14 protein-coding genes and 3 pseudogenes are annotated in these 16,577 nt (G+C 58.7%); 5 read left to right on the forward strand and 12 right to left on the reverse strand.

What is annotated here, in order from left to right:
- Positions 1-80: 80 nt before the first annotated feature.
- Positions 81-1,334 (forward strand): tyrosine-type recombinase/integrase, encoded by a 1,254-nt coding sequence (locus GRI38_RS03030; protein ID WP_011413769.1) that lies wholly within the window; start codon positions 81-83, stop codon positions 1,332-1,334.
- 7 nt (positions 1,335-1,341) lie between these two features.
- Here GRI38_RS03030 and GRI38_RS14030 read toward each other — a convergent pair whose 3' ends face one another.
- Together GRI38_RS14030 and GRI38_RS03035 are read right to left on the reverse strand one after the other, a co-directional pair.
- Positions 1,342-1,566 carry a DUF5818 domain-containing protein gene (locus GRI38_RS14030; RefSeq protein ID WP_192895895.1) on the reverse strand — a complete coding sequence of 75 codons (225 nt, stop codon included), beginning with the start codon at positions 1,564-1,566 and terminating at the stop codon, positions 1,342-1,344.
- A complete protein-coding gene (locus tag GRI38_RS03035) occupies positions 1,542-2,126 on the reverse strand; it encodes a lytic transglycosylase domain-containing protein (RefSeq protein WP_160682439.1) in 585 nt (194 codons plus the stop codon). The genes GRI38_RS14030 and GRI38_RS03035 overlap by 25 nt, the downstream gene beginning before the upstream one ends.
- Positions 2,127-2,270: 144 nt before the next feature.
- Between GRI38_RS03035 and GRI38_RS03040 the strand changes: the two genes are divergently transcribed.
- Positions 2,271-4,019, forward strand: a complete 1,749-nt coding sequence (locus GRI38_RS03040; protein ID WP_160681490.1) for a DUF7146 domain-containing protein — start codon at positions 2,271-2,273, stop codon at positions 4,017-4,019.
- A 26-nt stretch (positions 4,020-4,045) separates the two neighbouring features.
- Here GRI38_RS03040 and GRI38_RS13890 read toward each other — a convergent pair whose 3' ends face one another.
- Positions 4,046-4,330, reverse strand: coding sequence for a hypothetical protein (locus tag GRI38_RS13890; protein ID WP_202389924.1), 285 nt, complete (start codon positions 4,328-4,330; stop codon positions 4,046-4,048).
- A 30-nt stretch (positions 4,331-4,360) separates the two neighbouring features.
- On the opposite strand from GRI38_RS13890, the gene GRI38_RS03045 reads away from it, so the two are divergent.
- Positions 4,361-5,710, forward strand: a complete 1,350-nt coding sequence (locus tag GRI38_RS03045) for a 3' terminal RNA ribose 2'-O-methyltransferase Hen1 (protein WP_237487325.1) — start codon at positions 4,361-4,363, stop codon at positions 5,708-5,710.
- Positions 5,707-6,189: an AAA family ATPase gene (locus GRI38_RS03050; protein WP_160681492.1), complete on the forward strand. Its 483-nt coding sequence runs from the start codon at positions 5,707-5,709 to the stop codon at positions 6,187-6,189. The genes GRI38_RS03045 and GRI38_RS03050 overlap by 4 nt, the downstream gene beginning before the upstream one ends.
- Here GRI38_RS03050 and GRI38_RS14035 read toward each other — a convergent pair.
- The 3 pseudogenes from GRI38_RS14035 to traN form a co-directional block, all read right to left on the reverse strand.
- A pseudogene (locus tag GRI38_RS14035) lies at positions 6,123-6,770 on the reverse strand (ParB/RepB/Spo0J family partition protein); the annotation flags it as partial. The gene GRI38_RS03050 and the pseudogene GRI38_RS14035 sit on opposite strands and share 67 nt — an antisense overlap.
- 145 nt (positions 6,771-6,915) lie before the next feature.
- Positions 6,916-7,008: pseudogene (locus tag GRI38_RS14320) on the reverse strand (conjugal transfer protein TraF); the annotation flags it as partial.
- Positions 7,009-7,130: 122 nt separating this feature from the next.
- Positions 7,131-7,469 (reverse strand): annotated as a pseudogene (gene traN, locus GRI38_RS03070) (conjugal transfer protein TraN); the annotation flags it as partial.
- A 61-nt stretch (positions 7,470-7,530) separates the two neighbouring features.
- On the opposite strand from traN, the gene GRI38_RS03075 reads away from it, so the two are divergent.
- On the forward strand, positions 7,531-8,175 hold the full coding sequence (locus tag GRI38_RS03075) for a class I SAM-dependent methyltransferase (RefSeq protein WP_010412648.1): 645 nt from the start codon (positions 7,531-7,533) through the stop codon (positions 8,173-8,175).
- Positions 8,176-8,273: 98 nt separating this feature from the next.
- Here the strand turns inward: GRI38_RS03075 and GRI38_RS03080 are convergent, their stop codons facing one another.
- The 6 genes from GRI38_RS03080 to GRI38_RS03105 all read right to left on the reverse strand — a co-directional run bounded on the left by GRI38_RS03080 (position 8,274) and on the right by GRI38_RS03105 (position 16,498).
- Complete coding sequence (locus GRI38_RS03080) at positions 8,274-8,930, reverse strand: peroxiredoxin (RefSeq protein ID WP_010412650.1); 657 nt, start codon at positions 8,928-8,930, stop codon at positions 8,274-8,276.
- Positions 8,931-9,124: 194 nt separating this feature from the next.
- Positions 9,125-11,359 carry a TonB-dependent receptor family protein gene (locus tag GRI38_RS03085; protein ID WP_010412654.1) on the reverse strand — a complete coding sequence of 745 codons (2,235 nt, stop codon included), beginning with the start codon at positions 11,357-11,359 and terminating at the stop codon, positions 9,125-9,127.
- A 201-nt stretch (positions 11,360-11,560) separates the two neighbouring features.
- Positions 11,561-12,514 carry a cation diffusion facilitator family transporter gene (locus tag GRI38_RS03090; RefSeq protein ID WP_010412661.1) on the reverse strand — a complete coding sequence of 318 codons (954 nt, stop codon included), beginning with the start codon at positions 12,512-12,514 and terminating at the stop codon, positions 11,561-11,563.
- The gene (locus GRI38_RS03095) at positions 12,514-13,380 is read right to left on the reverse strand and encodes a hypothetical protein (RefSeq protein ID WP_010412664.1); all 867 of its coding nucleotides are present in this window, start codon (positions 13,378-13,380) and stop codon (positions 12,514-12,516) included. Before GRI38_RS03095 ends, GRI38_RS03090 begins: the two co-directional genes overlap by 1 nt.
- On the reverse strand, positions 13,377-14,006 hold the full coding sequence (locus GRI38_RS03100; protein WP_010412667.1) for a cation efflux transmembrane domain-containing protein: 630 nt from the start codon (positions 14,004-14,006) through the stop codon (positions 13,377-13,379). The genes GRI38_RS03095 and GRI38_RS03100 overlap by 4 nt, the downstream gene beginning before the upstream one ends.
- Positions 14,003-16,498 (reverse strand): heavy metal translocating P-type ATPase, encoded by a 2,496-nt coding sequence (locus tag GRI38_RS03105; RefSeq protein ID WP_010412670.1) that lies wholly within the window; start codon positions 16,496-16,498, stop codon positions 14,003-14,005. The genes GRI38_RS03100 and GRI38_RS03105 overlap by 4 nt, the downstream gene beginning before the upstream one ends.
- Positions 16,499-16,577: the final 79 nt, after the last annotated feature.

The following is a 16,577-nucleotide window of genomic DNA, read 5'->3' on the forward strand; positions in this document are numbered from 1 at the left end:
GCATTCGCTTGAAGCCGGATTTGGTGTGGGGGTATTTTGGGGGTATTTTCCGGGGGTAGCGAAAAGGAGCGATACCCCCAATGGCCTTGAGTGAGATTCAGATCAAAAAAGCGAAGGCGGCAGAGCGCCCATACAAGCTTGCGGATGGGGAGGGTCTATTCCTCCTTGTTCAAAAGAACGGCTCGAAGCTCTGGCGGCTGAAATACCGTTACCACGGTAAGGAGAAGCTGCTTTCTTTCGGCGCCTATCCCGAAGTAGGAATAGCGGCAGCAAGAGAACTCAAGAAAGTTGCCAAAGGTGTGCTGGCTGAGGGCAGGGACCCGATGGTCCACAAACCGGGTCGGGACTTCGAAGAGGCCAAGACCTTCAGGGCGATCGCCACCATGTGGCATCAGAACAGAGCAAGTAGTCTCGATCCCGCGCATGCGAAGCGTGTCTGGTCACGCATGGACCAGGATGTGTTTCCTGACTTGGGCGAGCTCATGATGCATGAGATCACTCCACCAGAAGTGCTAAAGGTCATTCGGAAAATCGAAGAGCGCGGCGCGCTCGACATCAGTCGGCGGGCAAAGCAATGTATTGGACAGGTGTTCCAGTTCGCTATTGCCAGCGGCCTTTGTGATTCCGACCCTACTGCGCATCTTCGCGGGGCACTGAAGCCACGGCCTCGGGTCAAGCATATGGCGAAGCTACCTCTCGCGCAGCTACCCGAGCTGATGATTAAGATCGGGCAATATCAAGAAGAGGGTGAGAGACGCTCCGAGATTACCCGGGCAGCATTGAATTTCGCTCTTCTTACATGGGTGCGGACGAAGGAGCTTCGATTCGCCAAGAAGCACGAGTTCGAAGATATGGGTGGACCTTCACCAGTATGGCGCATTGGCGCTGACCGGATGAAAATGGGCCGCGAGCATATCGTGCCACTGTCGCGACAAGCCGCTTCTCTTGCTCAGGATTTGATCAGCAAGTCCGAAGGTAAATACGTCTTTCCAGGCCAGAAGCCCAAGATGCCGCTCTCAGAGAATACGATGATCTATGGCCTCTATCGGCTCGGTTACCACGGGCGGCAAACTGTTCACGGCTTCAGGGGTCTGGCGAGCACCTGGGCGAATGAGCAGCTTGTCGAGGTCGGCGATCCCCCGATGTGGATCCGTCGATATCATGAAGACTGGGTCGAACTGCAATTGGCACACAGCGAAGAAAACGAAGTTCGCGGAGCATACAATGCTGCCGAATATCTCGCTCCTCGGCGTGCAATGTTGCAGGATTGGGCAGACTTCCTCGACTCCATCGGCGGCAAGCCGCAAAACATTGCGGTCTTGAGGGCCGCTTGACCTGCTCCTAAGCGGACACCTGACCAAGCCATTCGACGCGAAGCCGGTCGAACCCGACGACAATACCCTCTGCGGTAACTTCAAATCCGAAGTCATCGTTTGAGGGTTCATAGTCTTCAAGAACCCAGTGATCACCGGCATCGGTTACAATTGCAGCTCCCCGAGGAAGATGCTCGAGCCGTCCGCTGATCCTTTTCCGATTCGTAGTCATATCGAGCTGTATGCCATCCATCGGTCGATAACGCTCTTCACATATCCAGGCGTTTCCCGATTTTTCGGTATCCCGCCGGCTCGCGACACGGCGCCGGGTCCAGCGTTGTAGGCGGCCAGCGCGAGATGGATCGCACCAAAGCGCTCTAGCATCTGCTTCAGATACCGCGCGCCACCGTCGATGTTCTGAGCCGGATCGTGGCGATTGCTGACACCGAGTTCTCTTGCCGTTCCCGGCATCAGTTGAGCGAGACCAGCGGCGCCAGCCGGACTGATCGCCATCGGGTTGAACCGCGATTCCTGCCAAATCAGGGCCTGAAGCAGTCGAGGCGGTAATTGGTATCGCGCTTCAGCTTGCCGGATGAGTGGCTCGTACAAAGCTTCCTTGAAGCTTCTATCGATATAAGCCTTGCCGCCTTCTGGTTTGGCCAAGTCGATTGCAGTCGGGTTAAAGCCAAGACCTTTGTCGGTTGTAACCTCAACTTTGCTGAGGTCATGGTCGAAGACTTGAAACTCCCGCGCCCGCGCAGACCCCGAAATCGCTATCGCTAGCGCACCGCAACCGCAGGCCACCAGATACATTCGCATCGCATAACCTTTCACCTTGCCTCGATCTGCAAGAGAACATAAATAGAACAAATAGGTGTAGGAAAACGCTTTTTTGCGTGCTTATCCGAGAGGAGAGAGGGTCGGTTGGAGGGGCAATTGTGAGGCGATGGAGCCGGTATGCCCGTTTCGAATTCAACCCTGTCACGTACCTCGCTTGAGGACACCGCCCGCAAGATCTGCGAAAGCCGGGGCGGCAAGTGGTCCGGCACCAAGGGCATGGCCTGCTGCCCTGCGCATGATGATCGCACGCCGTCACTCGGTGTGTCGCTCGGCCGACAGGCCATCCTCTTCCATTGCTTTGCGGGATGCGATCAGCAGAGCGTGTTGTCTGCATTGGCGCGTGAAGGATTCGAGGCACCGGCGCTTTTTTCAGCTTCTGCGACGACCAACGGCCCCGAACCGACCAGCACCCGCAAACCCTCGGCGGCAGCGCTGAGGATCTGGCGCGATGCACAGCCACTGCGTGCCAGTCCGGCAAAGGAATATCTTGAGAGCCGCGGCATCCTCGCCGCATCTCCAGCGCTCCGCTTCCATCCACGAACGCCGCTTGGTCCAAAAGGACGGACCCGCTTTTTGCCCGCCCTGATCGCGGCAGTCAGCCTCGACGAGGGGCCGGTCGCCGTCCATCGCACGTTCCTTTCGGGCAATACCAAGGCCGCTTTCGACAAGCCGAAACGCGCGCTTGGCGCGCTCGGTGAATCTGCTGTCCGCCTCTTCGCTCCGGCCTCTGGCAAGCTCGGCCTTGCTGAAGGCATTGAAAGCGCAATGTCGGCTTATGCTCTCACCGGTGTCCCCGTCTGGGCGACCCTCGGGAATGAGCGCTTCGGCCTCGTCAGTGTGCCCGAGAGCGTGACCGAGCTTCATCTCTTCGTCGATCACGACGCTGGCGGCGAGCTGGCTGCGTCGCGTGGCCTGTCCGCCTATGCTTGCGATGGACGCACGGTACATGTCCGCAAGGCAACGAAACGCGTGGTCGATTACGTCGGCAAAGAGGTTGGAATGCCTGCCAGCGTGACCGCTCTGGAAGATGCTGTTGACGAGCTCGCCGGCACAGATCGATGGGTTCGTGGGAACGCTCAAACCGTTGCTCTGCTCAAGGCACAAGGGTTCGATTTCCAATCACGAGATGCTGCCGAACTGGTTCAGTCCGCGATTCAACTAAACTGGTGGCCACCGGAGCAGGCTGGCGCCAATGAACTGATCCAAGCAGTCATTGCCGAAGGGTTGAACTTGTCGACGACTGTCGATGTCGGGGTTCGTGGACGGTCATCCGAGACCGCGACCATCGGTTCGGTGATTGCTCAATATGCGGCAGAAACGGGAAACATAGCCCTTTTCGAAAAGATGAAGAGCGCGGGGCAAGTGGCACGGATGAGCAAGAAGAGTTTGGACTCGACCTTCCTAAGCGACATGGGTTGCAGCGCTCAAATTGCGAAGGCCCTGATCGAAGCAGGTGCAAATCCGAAAGCGATTGGTGAAGGCGGAAATGCGCTGCACCAACTGCGAAGCGGCTATGGGCGTTGCGCGGATGCAGGGAGTGCCAAGCGTGTCGAAATGGCTGCTGCATTGGTCGCGCTTGGCGTTCCGTTGGAAGCGCGCGATAGCATCGGTTGGACGCCTTTAATGGGTTCCAATGACCCGGCCGTTGCGAAAACCCTGCTGAATGCGGGAGCCAATCCCAACGCGAAAGACGATGATGGGACTACCGCCGTGCTGTCTCTGGACGATGACCGTGCCGTGCTTACATTGCTTAGTGCAGGCGCTGATCCCGAAGCGAAGGATGGAGATGGTACGCTGCGTCAGCAGGCCCGTAAACGCCATTGGCCAGGTACACTGGCATGGTTGGATCAAAAAGGAATCCGATGAGCGCACGACTTCGGCACTCGATATCGTTAGATCTGTCGCAGCAGGTAGGCGCTTCGAAGAGGCAACTTGACCGTATCGAAGAATTGTTGAACTAGAAGCACATGTTCATAGCGAAACTGCCTGCACTGAATCATCGCGCCTATGGCGACGAGCGGTTTTGCGCGCGCAATTTTCGCGCCCTGCTGCCCAATCCAAACGCTGCGCCCTAGTTCGGACTTCACCCAAACAATGGACGCAGCCCCGCCGAGAAATCGACGGGGCTTTTTTGTACCCGGATCGAGAAAATGCTTCTGACAATTTCTATCACTCATAGGCCTGCTACCGACCTCGGCTTCCTCCTGATGAAGCATCCGGAGAACGTCCATTCGGTCGAGCTGCCGTTTGGATCAGCAACTCTGTTCTACCCCGAGGCTGGGGAGGATCGATGCACCGCTGCGATTACTCTGGAGGTCGATCCGGTCGCGCTGGTTAGGGGCAAGGCGAGCATTGAGGATCAGTATGTCAATGACCGGCCATATGCCGCGTCATCGCTGCTGTCGGTCGCACTTGGCCGTCTTCTCAATACCGCAATGGGTGGCCGATCGAAGCTGCGTCAGGAGCTTGCTGATACCGCGATCCCGCTTGAATGTTCTCTTACGCCGCTCCCGGCCAGGGGGTCGGCTGACCTTCTGGCGCGCATGTTCGAACCGTTGGGATACTCAGTCGAGGCAGAAGCAATTCCGCTCGATCCGGCGCATCCAGAGTGGGGGGCTAGCCCATACGTGTCGCTGAACATCAAAGGCACGGTAAGGGTTCAGGACCTGCTTACGCACCTCTTTGTGCTCATTCCGGTGCTGGACAATTCCAAGCACTATTACGTGGGCGAGGATGAGGTCAAAAAACTGCTCCAAAAGGGTGGCGAATGGCTTGAGGCGCATCCTGAGAAGGAGCTCATCGTTCGTCGGTACCTGCTTGGGTTCCGGTCGCTCATGCGGTCAGCAACTGAGCAACTAGAGGAGCGGGTTGAGGCGGAAGAACCGGAGGAACACGCGTCGCGCGATGCAGAGGAAGAAAAGATCGAAAAGCCGATCCGGCTCAACACGCAGCGCATGGATTATCTGGCGGATTTGGTCCGCAATCTCGGAGCGTCGAGCGTACTCGATCTTGGTTGCGGAGAAGGTCGGTTGTTGCGCCAGCTTCTCACGATCAAGGGTCTCGACCGCATTGTTGGTGTCGAGGTCGCGCCGCGCGTTCTGGCAAAGGCAGGTGACCGGCTGAAGCTGGATCGCATGCCCGACATCAAGCGCAAGCGGATTGAGCTGATGCAAGGTTCGCTCGTGTACCGCGACGATCGACTCAAGGGTTTCGACGCGGCCGCCCTTGTGGAGGTTATCGAGCACATCGATGCAGAGAGGTTGCCAGCACTGGAAGCGGCCTTGTTCGGTCACGCGCGACCGGCAAACGTGATCGTGACCACTCCCAATAGCGAATACAACGTCCTTTTCGAAGGGATGGAGCCAGGCACCATGCGGCATTCGGACCATCGGTTCGAGTGGACGCGTTCCGAATTCCACCACTGGGCGGAATCAGTTGCGAAGGCGTACGGCTACGAGGTCCGATACGAAGGCATTGGGAGCGAAGATCCAACTTATGGTCACCCGACACAGGTCGCCATCTTTTCACGCGTCGATGCGGTGAAGGAGGCGGCATGAAGATCGAGATTCCAGAATTCGCGCTTGTCCTTCTGGTTGGCGCGTCAGGTATGGGCAAGTCGACCTTTGCGTCGAAGCACTTCCTGCCGACTGAGGTCGTATCCTCGGATCGTATGCGTGGTTGGATTGCCGATGACGAGACTGACCAGTCCGCCACCGGCGACGCCTTCGACGTGCTGCATTTCATTGTCGAGAAGCGGCTCAAGAACCGGCGGTTCACGGTCGTTGATGCCACCAGTGTACAACCGGAATCCCGCAAGAGCCTGGTCGCGCTTGCCCGCAAATGGCACGCCCTGGTCGTCGCCATTACCTTCGAACTGCCTGAAGAGGTCGCACTTGCTCGCAACGCCGAGCGTCCCGACCGCCAGTTTGGTGCAGGACCGGTCCGTCGACAGATGCTCAATCTGAAACGCTCCATCAAAAGCATGGGGCGCGAAGGCAAGCGACCGAGACCTTCAACAAGGTCGTGGCTGACGTAGTTGCCAAGCGTCGGCCGGACCCAGGCAAGGCCAAATTCGAGCGCGGTCTTTTCTGCGGCTTCGTCCATGGCCTTGTGCGCGAGGTCTTCGAGCAGCGCGACATCGATCCAGCTCTCGCTGGCGTCATCGTCGAACAGTTCGCGCTCAATCCGGCCGCCTGCGGCGAGATAGGCATCGCGTCCGACAAGCACGGCCCGCGGATCGGAACCACGCACCGTGGCATCAAGCACCATGCGGCGGATCGTGTCAGGCGTGATCTGGTACCAGGCATCCTGCAGCTCGGCATAGACATGCGCCTGGCGCTCGACGTCGGAGATCGCGCCGTAGGCCTTGGCCATGTCGAGCGTGATCGTGCCTTCGGCGAGCGCTTCGAAGACGCAGGGTGCCAGACTTGCCAAACGCAGGCGCCCTTCGACGAACCGGACGGTGAGGCCGAAGCGTCGCGCTACGTCTTCCGTCGTAGCTCCTGCTTCGATGATGGAGGCGAAGGCCTGCGCCTCGTCGGCCGGGTTCATCGCGAGTCGCTGGAAGTTCTCGGCGAGGCTGGCTTCGCGCACTTCGCTTTCCTCGCCTTGAAACATGGCAATTCGTCCTCCTGATGAAGGCATCGGGACACGCCCTCTGCCGGATCAGGAATTCGAGAAGCCCTCTCTCCTCTACGGCGCCGCCTTGCGGCGCAGCCATGCCGTGAGTTCGTCGTTCCAATCGGTGTCGCGTGATGACGGTTTCCTTGGAGGTGAGAAGGTAGATGCGGTCCTGCAGCTCGTCGGCCGAGAGCACGCCGTAGCCGATCGGAATCGGGCGTTTGGTCACGCTATCGCGCGCGCTTTGAGTTCGCGCAGCTCGGAGGTGATCGCGTCGAGTTCTTGGCTGGCCGCGACCGGCTCGGCTTCAGGCTGTTGTGGCTCTTCAATGGGAGCGGGCTTCACGCAGTAGAACCAGTAGGTCCCGACATAGGCGCACAGCCCCTGCGCATCGCGTTCGTGGAGCAGCACTTCCTCGCGGTTGCAGCCGAGCGCGACCAGCAGGCTAATACCTGGAATGAGCGGGAAGCCCTTGCCCTTGCAACAATTGAGGACGCCGAAGACCTTGGACGAGCATGTGTTGCGCGTGCCGCGAAACAGCGTCAGCGTGTTCGGATCGAACTGGCCGCGCGCCTCGTCCATGGCGTGCAATGCGACCGCCGCATCTTTGAACTCGTCATTGGCGGTGCGCTCGATCGTCTCGCAGCTACCGTCAATGCAATAGACATCGCCGTCGCAGACATATTGCGTGGCGCTACCCGGACGACCTCGCGGAGGTTTTCACCATCTCTTCGGACGAGGTTCGCTAGCACGCGCCATGGCAATTCTATCCAACGAACAGGTTGAACGTCTCTACGACAAGAACGCGGGAATCTATGACCGATTGGTGTCGGGGTTTCGGTGGGCCGGTCTTGGTCGCTGGCGACGCGATCTGGTTAACCGGCTTGAACTCAAGGCCGGTGACCATGTGATCGATCTATGTGCTGTCACCGGCGCAAACCTCGCGTTTCTGCTTGAGAGAGTAGGACCAAGCGGCAAGGTGACGCTGGTCGACCTTTCGCAAGGCATGCTCGACCAAGCCCGTCGACGAGCGAAGCGCCTGCGAGCTAGCAATGTCGAATTTGTGCAGTCAGACGTAGCCGCCTTCCGCTTTCCGAGCGAGACCAGCGCAGTCATCAGCACCTTTCGACTGGAAATGCCACCTGACTACGCCGCGATCATCGAGCGCGCCTCAGCTGCTCTCCCGACGGGTGGCCGGATGGCCCTGCTTGGCCTGAAGCACCCCGAGCGCTGGCCGCGATGGCTGATTGAAATCGGAATATTCGCTACGAAACCGTTCGGCGTCTCGCGCGAATACGAAGAATTCCGCCCGTGGCTACCAGCCCGCCGAGAGCTGAACGAACTCCATTTCCGCGAGTTTCTGGCAGGATGCGCTTACGAATTCGTCGGTGCCAAATCGTAATGCGGCAGAAGCCGCAGTTGCGTGACTGCTTTTGTCTAGCTTCATGCGGGTTCCCCTGTTGAGTTCGAGCCCAAATACACCACATCCGCTTGCGCTGGTCAGTCGATTTTAACCGTGCGCAGATAGGGGCGCAGCGTTGTGAAACCTTGCGGGAAGCGCGCTTTCGCTTCTTTATCGGAAACAGACGGTGGAATGATGACGTCATCCCCACTCTGCCAATTGACCGGGGTTGCCACGCCTTTACTTTCGGTGAGCTGGACTGAATCGAGCAATCGGAGCACTTCTTCGAAATTGCGTCCGCTGCTCATCGGATAGAGTAGCATCGCACGGATTTTTTTGTCCGGGCCAACGATATAGACGGCGCGAACGGTAGCATTGTCGGCTGCGGTTCTTTGCTCCGCACTGCCAGTCTCCTCGGCGGGCAACATATTGTAGAGTTTGGCCACCTTCAGGTCGCTGTCGCCGACCACCGGGTAATCGACTTTATTGCCGCTGACCGCCTCGATATCGGGTAGCCAGTCGCGATTGTCTTGGCTGCTGTCGACCGACAGGCCGAGAATCTTGGTGTCGCGTTTGGCAAATTCCTCGCCGAGACCGGCCATGTAACCCAGCTCGGTCGTACAAACCGGGGTAAATGCCTTTGGATGAGAAAACAGGATAGCCCAATTGTCGCCCATCCAATCATGGAAGGTGATGGTGCCTTGGGTCGTTTCCGCTGTGAAATCGGGAGCTGTCGAGCCAATGGAGAGGGTCATGTCAAAACTCCTATTTATTCTGGGGGAGGTGTCCGCCGTCCTCATATTTTGGCGGGTGTGTGGCCTGCGGCACGTCGAATGTCGGCGCAATCGATTGCGTGAGTCTCGACCTCACCTGCATTTAGTGAGGCGGAAATGCTCACTGGCGCTCCCGCCTCCTACAAGATTGCGCGATCATCGGCCGGCGTAGATACTCAGAAGCGCACGCTAGCGCCTGCTACGAAGCGCCGGGGAGCCCCCGGTCTCAAACCCGAAGGCCGACGCGCTACAGCATAAGCATTGTCGAACAGATTATCCACTCTGGCAAACAAAGAGAGACCTTCCGTCAGCGCAAACCGGCCGGCGAGATCAAAGACAATCCTTTCGTCAATACGCTCATCGGGCGAAATATCCCCGCTACCTGCTTCGGTGCGTACTTGCGATGTGTAATTGGCGCTCACGAGCAAGGATGCCGGTCCAAATGCGAGCCCCGTTTCGGCATAGAATTGGTGGCGAGCGATGTAGGGGAGTGCGTCGCCCTGGGACACGGAACCGAAGAACGCACTCTCGAAACTGCTTTCGAATTGCGCGTCGGTGAGCGTGTAAACCACCGAGAAGGGAATAGAAATTTCCCTACCCACTTGATGCTCCGTCGAAGCTGCCAGCTCCAACCCCTTCACGGAGACGGCCCCAGCATTGAACTGGTCGCCAATATCCCCGACGCTACACCCCACGGATTGTGTGCAGTTTCCGAGCAGATTGGAATAGTCGGAATAAAACGCAATCGCGGAAGCTTGAATGGCGCCATTCCGAAAACGCCCACCAAATTCATAGTTCCAGCTTTTCTCGGCTCGTGCCTCCGGATTTCCGGGCCCGGGGGGAGAAAAACCGCGCGAAGCGCCTGCAATCAACAGCACGTCTCCCAGTGCATAGGTTGCACCGAGTGCGGGAAGCCATTCGTCAACGTTGGTCTTGCGTATGCGCGCAGGTCCATCGAGACGAGCGGGGTCGGCTCGATCATAGTCCAGTCGAGTAAGGTCGATGCCTTCGTACCGAATGCCGGGTGTCAGAGTAAGCCCGCCGATCTCGATCCGGTTCTCCAGATAGAAAGCGATCGCCTTCGCCTTCGCCTCGCGATTGGCTTGAGCGCCCGGAGCCGTCTGCCGGACGAAAACGAGATCTCCATCCGTTTGCGTATAGAATTCCTCATTCTGCAACCGGTCTTCTTCATCCTCGTGATACCGGAGCGACGCAGCCAGGTTGTGCCTGACCTCGCCGGTCTCGAAAGGTCTTTCGAACGAAAGCTGGACGCCTTCGCTCCGATAGACGCGGTTGTTGTTGCGAATGCGAAGGGCACCTTCAGCGCTGTCTGCGCCTCGCAGGATTGCGAGGCCTCTCTCGTTTGAGGAGGGAGCATCGAAAACGGGTTGGATGGCATCAAAGCTGCCATCACCATCGAAATCGATGTCCTGTAGCTTCGACCAACTTCGTGTGAAATCGTTGCGATATAGGGTAACCGCGAACTGCGTGTCGTCGGGCAACCGGAGGGTGCCGGTGAGCCGATATTGATCGTGCTCGCCCGTGAAAACGTCGCGTTGGCTGGCCGAATAGCGCCGGTACGGATCGCTCGCGAAATCCGCGTCGGCGAGGCCCAAATAGGTTTCGTTCGCCTCAAGTTCGGATCGACCATAGGCGAACTCGAGGCGAGCATCGACCGGCGAATCTGGGTTGGTGTGGACGGCGAAGCGGGCGCGATAGTCCTGACGTTGAAAACCGGTCTCGGCGCCGGGAAGCCCATCTATCGTCTTGAACCCGTCACTGCCTTGCTGATAGCTTTCTACCATCGCCCCGAAATTGTCGGCACTAGCGCCAATCCAGCCATGACCCTGATAATAGCCGCGAGAACCAAGCTGGCCGGAAGCTTCGCCAGCCAGGCTCTCGGTCGGTATCGGAGTCGATCGGAAATTGATGGCCCCGCCGATCGTGCGAGGACCATAGCGTACCGAGCCCGCGCCCTTGATCACTTCGACTGCGTCCATTCGACCGATCGCGGGAAAGTAATACGCGGCCGGAGCGGCGTAGGGGGCAGGGGCAATGAGAACGCCATCTTCCATCAAGGTGATGTTGCTCGACCGTTCGACCGGCGCGCCGCGCAAGCCAATATTCGGGAATAGCCCGAAACCGTCCTCTTCCTGAATGTTGACCCCCGGCACCTGGCGCAGGACACGGTTGACGTCACCATGCTCGAATTCGCTCAGTTCCTCGCCATCGATTAGGTCCGCCGCACCGGCCACTTCATACGCATCGATGCGACCGCCAATCACGATAATCGATTCGCTTGGGTTTGCTATCCCGTCCTGCGATTGCCGCTCATCGGTCGGGTCTTTTTCATTGGCGTAAGCAGGGGCGGCCAGTGCAATTGCTATGAGCGAGGCGGTAGCGCGATACATGTGAAGAATCCTTTCGAGACATTTACCAGCCTACTACTGCTATTGAGACGTATTCGCAATAGCAGTAGTAGGCTTTTATGCCCATATTGGGTGAGGGCGGCTCGCGGTGCATCGGTTCTGGACTGCAATACCGTCCGCGACCGGCGCGCGATGAGGGCTCAGGGTCTGCGAACGGCCGGGCAGGAACAGGCCAGCGAAAGCTTAATCACCGACCGTGTTTTTCCCGTTGTTGGGTGCCGGGTGGGCAGGGATCAGCGCATCATCGCAGTCCGTAGCGAGGCAGGGCTCGAAAGTGACATGTGCGATGCCGAAATCCTTTTCCAGCATCGCCCGCGCGCGTCGCTTGACTCCCTCGAATGCTGTTTGGGAGTAATCAACAAGAGTGAGATGGGCTTCGAGCGCCCGGTGATGTTCTCCCAGATTCCAGACATGGACGTGGTGAATATCCTGCACGCCGCCAAGCGCGCGCAGGTTTTCAACCATCTGATCAAATTCCACCTCGTCCGGCACTGCTCCCATCAGCAGACGAACGGTTCGCGGTAGGAGCGTCGCGCCCTGCCAGATGACATAGGCCGCGATGATGAGAGTGATGATGAGATCGGCGACGACGAGATCGTATAGAATAATTAGCACTCCGGCGACGATCACACCGATCGAGGCCAGCGCGTCCGAAACGTTATGAAGGAAGGCAGCCTTCATGTTAATGCTGTCATGCGCGCCGCGATAGACAATGAATGCGGTGACGAGATCGATGACAAGTGCGATCCCGGCAACCCAGATCACGGTCCAGCCTTCGACCGGCTGCGGCGCGGCGAAACGGTTGATCGCCTCAACGATCAGATAGAATCCGATGATCAGCAAGGTCGTCAGATTGATGAGTGCGGCGACCACTTCTCCCTGGGCGTAGCCGAAGGTCATCAGCTTGTCCGCCGGACGCCGGCCTATGCGTCGCGCAAACCACGCAAGACCAAGAGAGGCCGCATCGCTGAAGTTGTGCAATGCATCCGCGATAAGCGCCAGTGACCCTGAAAGGATGCCGCCGACAATCTGGGCAAGGGTCAGGAGGACATTGATCGCGACCGCGAGGATCAGCTGACGATCGCTAAGGTTTTCCTCGCCGTGACTGTGGCCAGCTTGATCGTGCGAGTGCGCCATCACTTTTCTCCGCTATTTGCGATTTTGTTGCCGGCGGTATCCGGATGCTGAAGGATCGCATCGGAATTATCGATTGCTCCGATCGCGGCGTTAAATCCGACTGCAATCATTCCGAACATCGCAAGCCCGGAGATGAAGGCCGCGAGTGCTGCCAAATTCAAACCTCCCAGTCTGCCCGGGATTTGCAGCAAAAAATGAACCGACCAGACAAGAAAGTATCCTGCGAGTAGAATTGCCAACCGCGCGTCCGCTGTTTCGCTCATGCCGTGGAGAAGCCAAAACCCGGCTACCGCTGCGGCAACAAAGGCGAGTGACAGAAAAACATGGATCGCTAGACGATCCATGCGTTTCATCGCGCTGTCGCGAAATCCGGCTGTTGTCTTTCGCCCCACCAGGAAAAAGGTGATTCCAACCCCTAGTGTTGCTGCGAAACCGGCGAAGACAGACACGGCTGCTGCTGCACCCAGAGCGATGCCACCAAACCCCAGCGCAATACCGCCTTGAAGCGCAATGGTCATCTTCGGCCCGCGTCTTCCCACGGCGTCGGACAGGGTTCCAACTGAGTCGCGATGCGAAGCCCAGCCTCCGATCAGCACCGCCAGAAGATAGAGAGTCCCGCCAGCGGGGAGCAGGGCTGCGTCTATGAAGTCACCCCTTGCTTGTCCAACTGCAGGACCGGTCAAAACAAGCGCAAGTGCGGCAAGGGCGCCAGAGTGGACGGCCGCCGCGAACCCATTTTCGTTCGGGGTAGGCCCGTGCTTTTCTTCCCAGACAACGCCAGCACCCAGGCCGAGGCTTGCCAGCATCGCCAAGGTCAGGATCGCCGACAAATCCTCAGTTACAAATATCTCGTGGACGAGGCTCATTCCCGTGTTTCGCCATGAACCGTTCCCGCCTCGTCGTGCTTGTCACTGTGCGCGTCGCGCAGGATATCGATCCCGCCGTAAAGAGCTATGCCAGCCACAGCGATGCCGACCACAAGGTCCGGCCAGTTCGCGCCTGTGATCATAACGATGACGCCAGCGATGATAATCCCGCCGTTCGAAATGAAGTCATTGAAGCTGAATGTGGTGGCGGCCCGCATGTTGACGTCCTTGTTCTGCATCTTTTGCAACAGGCGAAGGCAATAGAGGTTCACTATGCCCGCGACGGCAGCCATCGCGATCATCAGGATGCCACCCGGCTCAGAACCTTCAACAAACCGCCTGACGGCATCAGCAATCACTCCGCCGGCAAAGATCAAAAGCATGACGCCAGAAAAGCGCGCTGCGCCTCGCTTCCAGGAGCGCGGTCGACTCAGCGCAAGGAGACTGAGAGCGTAGACAAGCGCGTCCGACGAATTGTCGAGCCCGTTGGCCAAGAGCGCGTTCGAGTCCGCAAAATAGGCAACGACAAAGAAACCAACCGCGATTGCGACGTTGAGCCACAATACGATCCACAATGTGCGTCGCTTGTCCGCCGAATCCAGATCGAAGTCATCGTTGCAGCTCATACTGGCTTCTCTGCTATGTCTTTTGTGCTGCCCTTCTCTTTATACGCCAGAAGGCGAAGCGCATTGGCGACCACGATTAGCGTTGATCCCTCGTGAACCGCGACAGCGGGGCCTATCCCGAGACCGAAAATGGTTGCCGGGATGAGCACGACAACAATTCCGAGACTGACGATCATGTTCTGCCGGATGATTGACCGGGTTTGTCGGCTCAGATCGACGGCGAAAGGCAGTCGGGCGAGATCATCGGCCATCAGCGCGACATCGGCTGTCTCCAATGCAACGTCCGAGCCGGCAGCCCCCATTGCTATTCCGACCGTTGCGTTCGCCATGGCCGGAGCGTCATTAACCCCGTCTCCGACCATCGCAACCTTGTCCTGGCCGGCAAGCTTGCGGATGGCCTTGACCTTGTCGTCGGGCATGAGATTGCCCCAGGCCTCGTCGAGGCCGACTTCCTTTCCAACCGCATCGGCCACTCTTTGGTCGTCGCCCGAGATCATGATCATTCGGGTGATCCCGAGGCCGCGCAACGCTTCGAGCGTCGCCTTTGCTGCCGCCCGCGGCGTGTCGAGCAAACCGATCGCTCCAAGATCGCGCGTTTCCGAGCGAACGCCCATCGTCGTCCGCCCGCGCTCGCGCATGGACTCGATAGCATCCGACAGTTCGGCACCGAGCTGAGGGACCCCGTCTTGCCCGAACATTTCGAGCTTTCCGATCCACACCCGCTCACCGCCGACAAGCGCGGTGATCCCCTTGCCTGTGAAGCTTTCAAGACTTGTAGCTTCGGGCAGTGCCTCATCGCCAAGCCGCTGCTTGCCGTCCCTAACAATCGCCTGTGCTAGGGGATGATCGCTCAGATTTTCAGCCGCCGAGGCAATCGCAAGCAGTTCGTTTTCAGATACACCCTGCGCGGGTTGGACATCGGTCATGCGGGGCTCGCCTTCGGTAAGAGTACCGGTCTTGTCGAACGCGATGGCCTTGAGCGCGCCGAGATCCTCGAGCGGCGCGCCGCCCTTTACCAGAATGCCGCTGCGTGCTGCTCTGGCTACTCCGGACAAGACCGCGCTCGGGGTCGCGATCGCCAAAGCGCAGGGGCTGGCAGCCACAAGCACCGCCATCGCCCGGTAAAAACTGTCGCGGAACGGCTCGTCGATGACAACCCAGGCGAAAAGGAGCAGGCCGGCCAAAGCGAGCACGGCAGGCACAAAAATTCGCTCAAAGCGCTGCGTGAAGCGCTGGGTAGGAGATTGCTGAGCCTCGGCTTCGCTCACCATTTGGACGACCTTGGCGAGGGTCGTGTCACTCGATCGCCGGGTCACTTCCACTTCGAGCGCGCCCGATCCGTTGATCGTCCCTGCGAAGACGCGATTGTCATCCGCAAGATTGTCAGGATTTGCGCGCGCAGAAGCGATATTCGAAACCGCGCTCTTGTCGACCGGCACGCTTTCCCCGGTCACCGGAGCCTGATTGATGGCACTGACGCCGTCCAAGATGAAGCCGTCAGCCGGAAGGCGTTCGTTCGGACGCACGATTACGACGTCGCCTAGCGCAAGCTCCTCGACCGGAACCTCAACGACGTCATCTCCACGTTTTACTCGTGCCGTTTCCGGCGCGAGCTCGGCGAGCGCCTCGATCGCCCTCTTGGCGCGGCCCATCGCGTAGTGTTCGAGCGCGTGGCCGAAACTGAACAGGAACAGCAATAGCGCGCCTTCGGCCCATTCCCCGAGAAAGGCGGCGCCCGCAGCGGCGACAAGCATGAGGCTGTCGATTTCAAACCGGCGCAGGCGCAAATTGTCCCACGCCTCTCGGACGGTAAAGAATCCGCCAAAGAAATACGCCGCGAGATAGCATGCGAATGGCAGCCATCCTGGATGCCCAGACCATAGCTTCTCAATCCCGAACCCGGTCGCGAGAAATACGCCCGAGGCGAGCGAGAAATAGAGTTCGGTGTTCGCGCCGAAAATGCCACCATGACTGTGCCCGGCACGATCTTCATCATCGTGATCATGGTCTTTGGAAGAGTGCTCGGCGTTCCTGGCGACATCGCCCGCCAGAACCGACACGCCGAGGTTCTTGAGCTCGCCAGCAATCCTAGGCTCATCGGTTAGCTGACGGTCGTACTCGGCGATGAACCTCCCGCTCGCATCAGCATTTGCTTCGAGGATACCGGGTTTGCTGGCCAGCAGGTCCGCGACCGTTTGGGCACGGCGGGTGGAATTGATGCCATCGGCTTGCCAGACAACGTGTCCGTAGCGTTCGGAGATTTCCGCTCCGGCCACATGGGCCAACTCCTTGATGCGGGCGACAGTCAGGCGATCGGCATCGTATGATATCGCTAGTCGGGCGGATGCATCTTTCTCGCCGGGCAATATCGTGACCTCGTGCACGCCGATCCGCGAGCTGAGCAAAGACTGCAAGCGCGCGATGCAATGATCGGTTTCGCTCGGGATGTCGGGAAGGAGCGGTGAGACTTCGAGTTCGATGGTTCGCGTCATTGCCTATTGCTTCCCATTGGAAATTGACCGCTCCCGGTGCCGCAGACCCGTAAGCTTGCAGGTTCGCGAAACCCGAATA

This window comes from Parapontixanthobacter aurantiacus (assembly GCF_009827635.1).
Lineage (GTDB): Bacteria > Pseudomonadota > Alphaproteobacteria > Sphingomonadales > Sphingomonadaceae > Parapontixanthobacter > Parapontixanthobacter aurantiacus.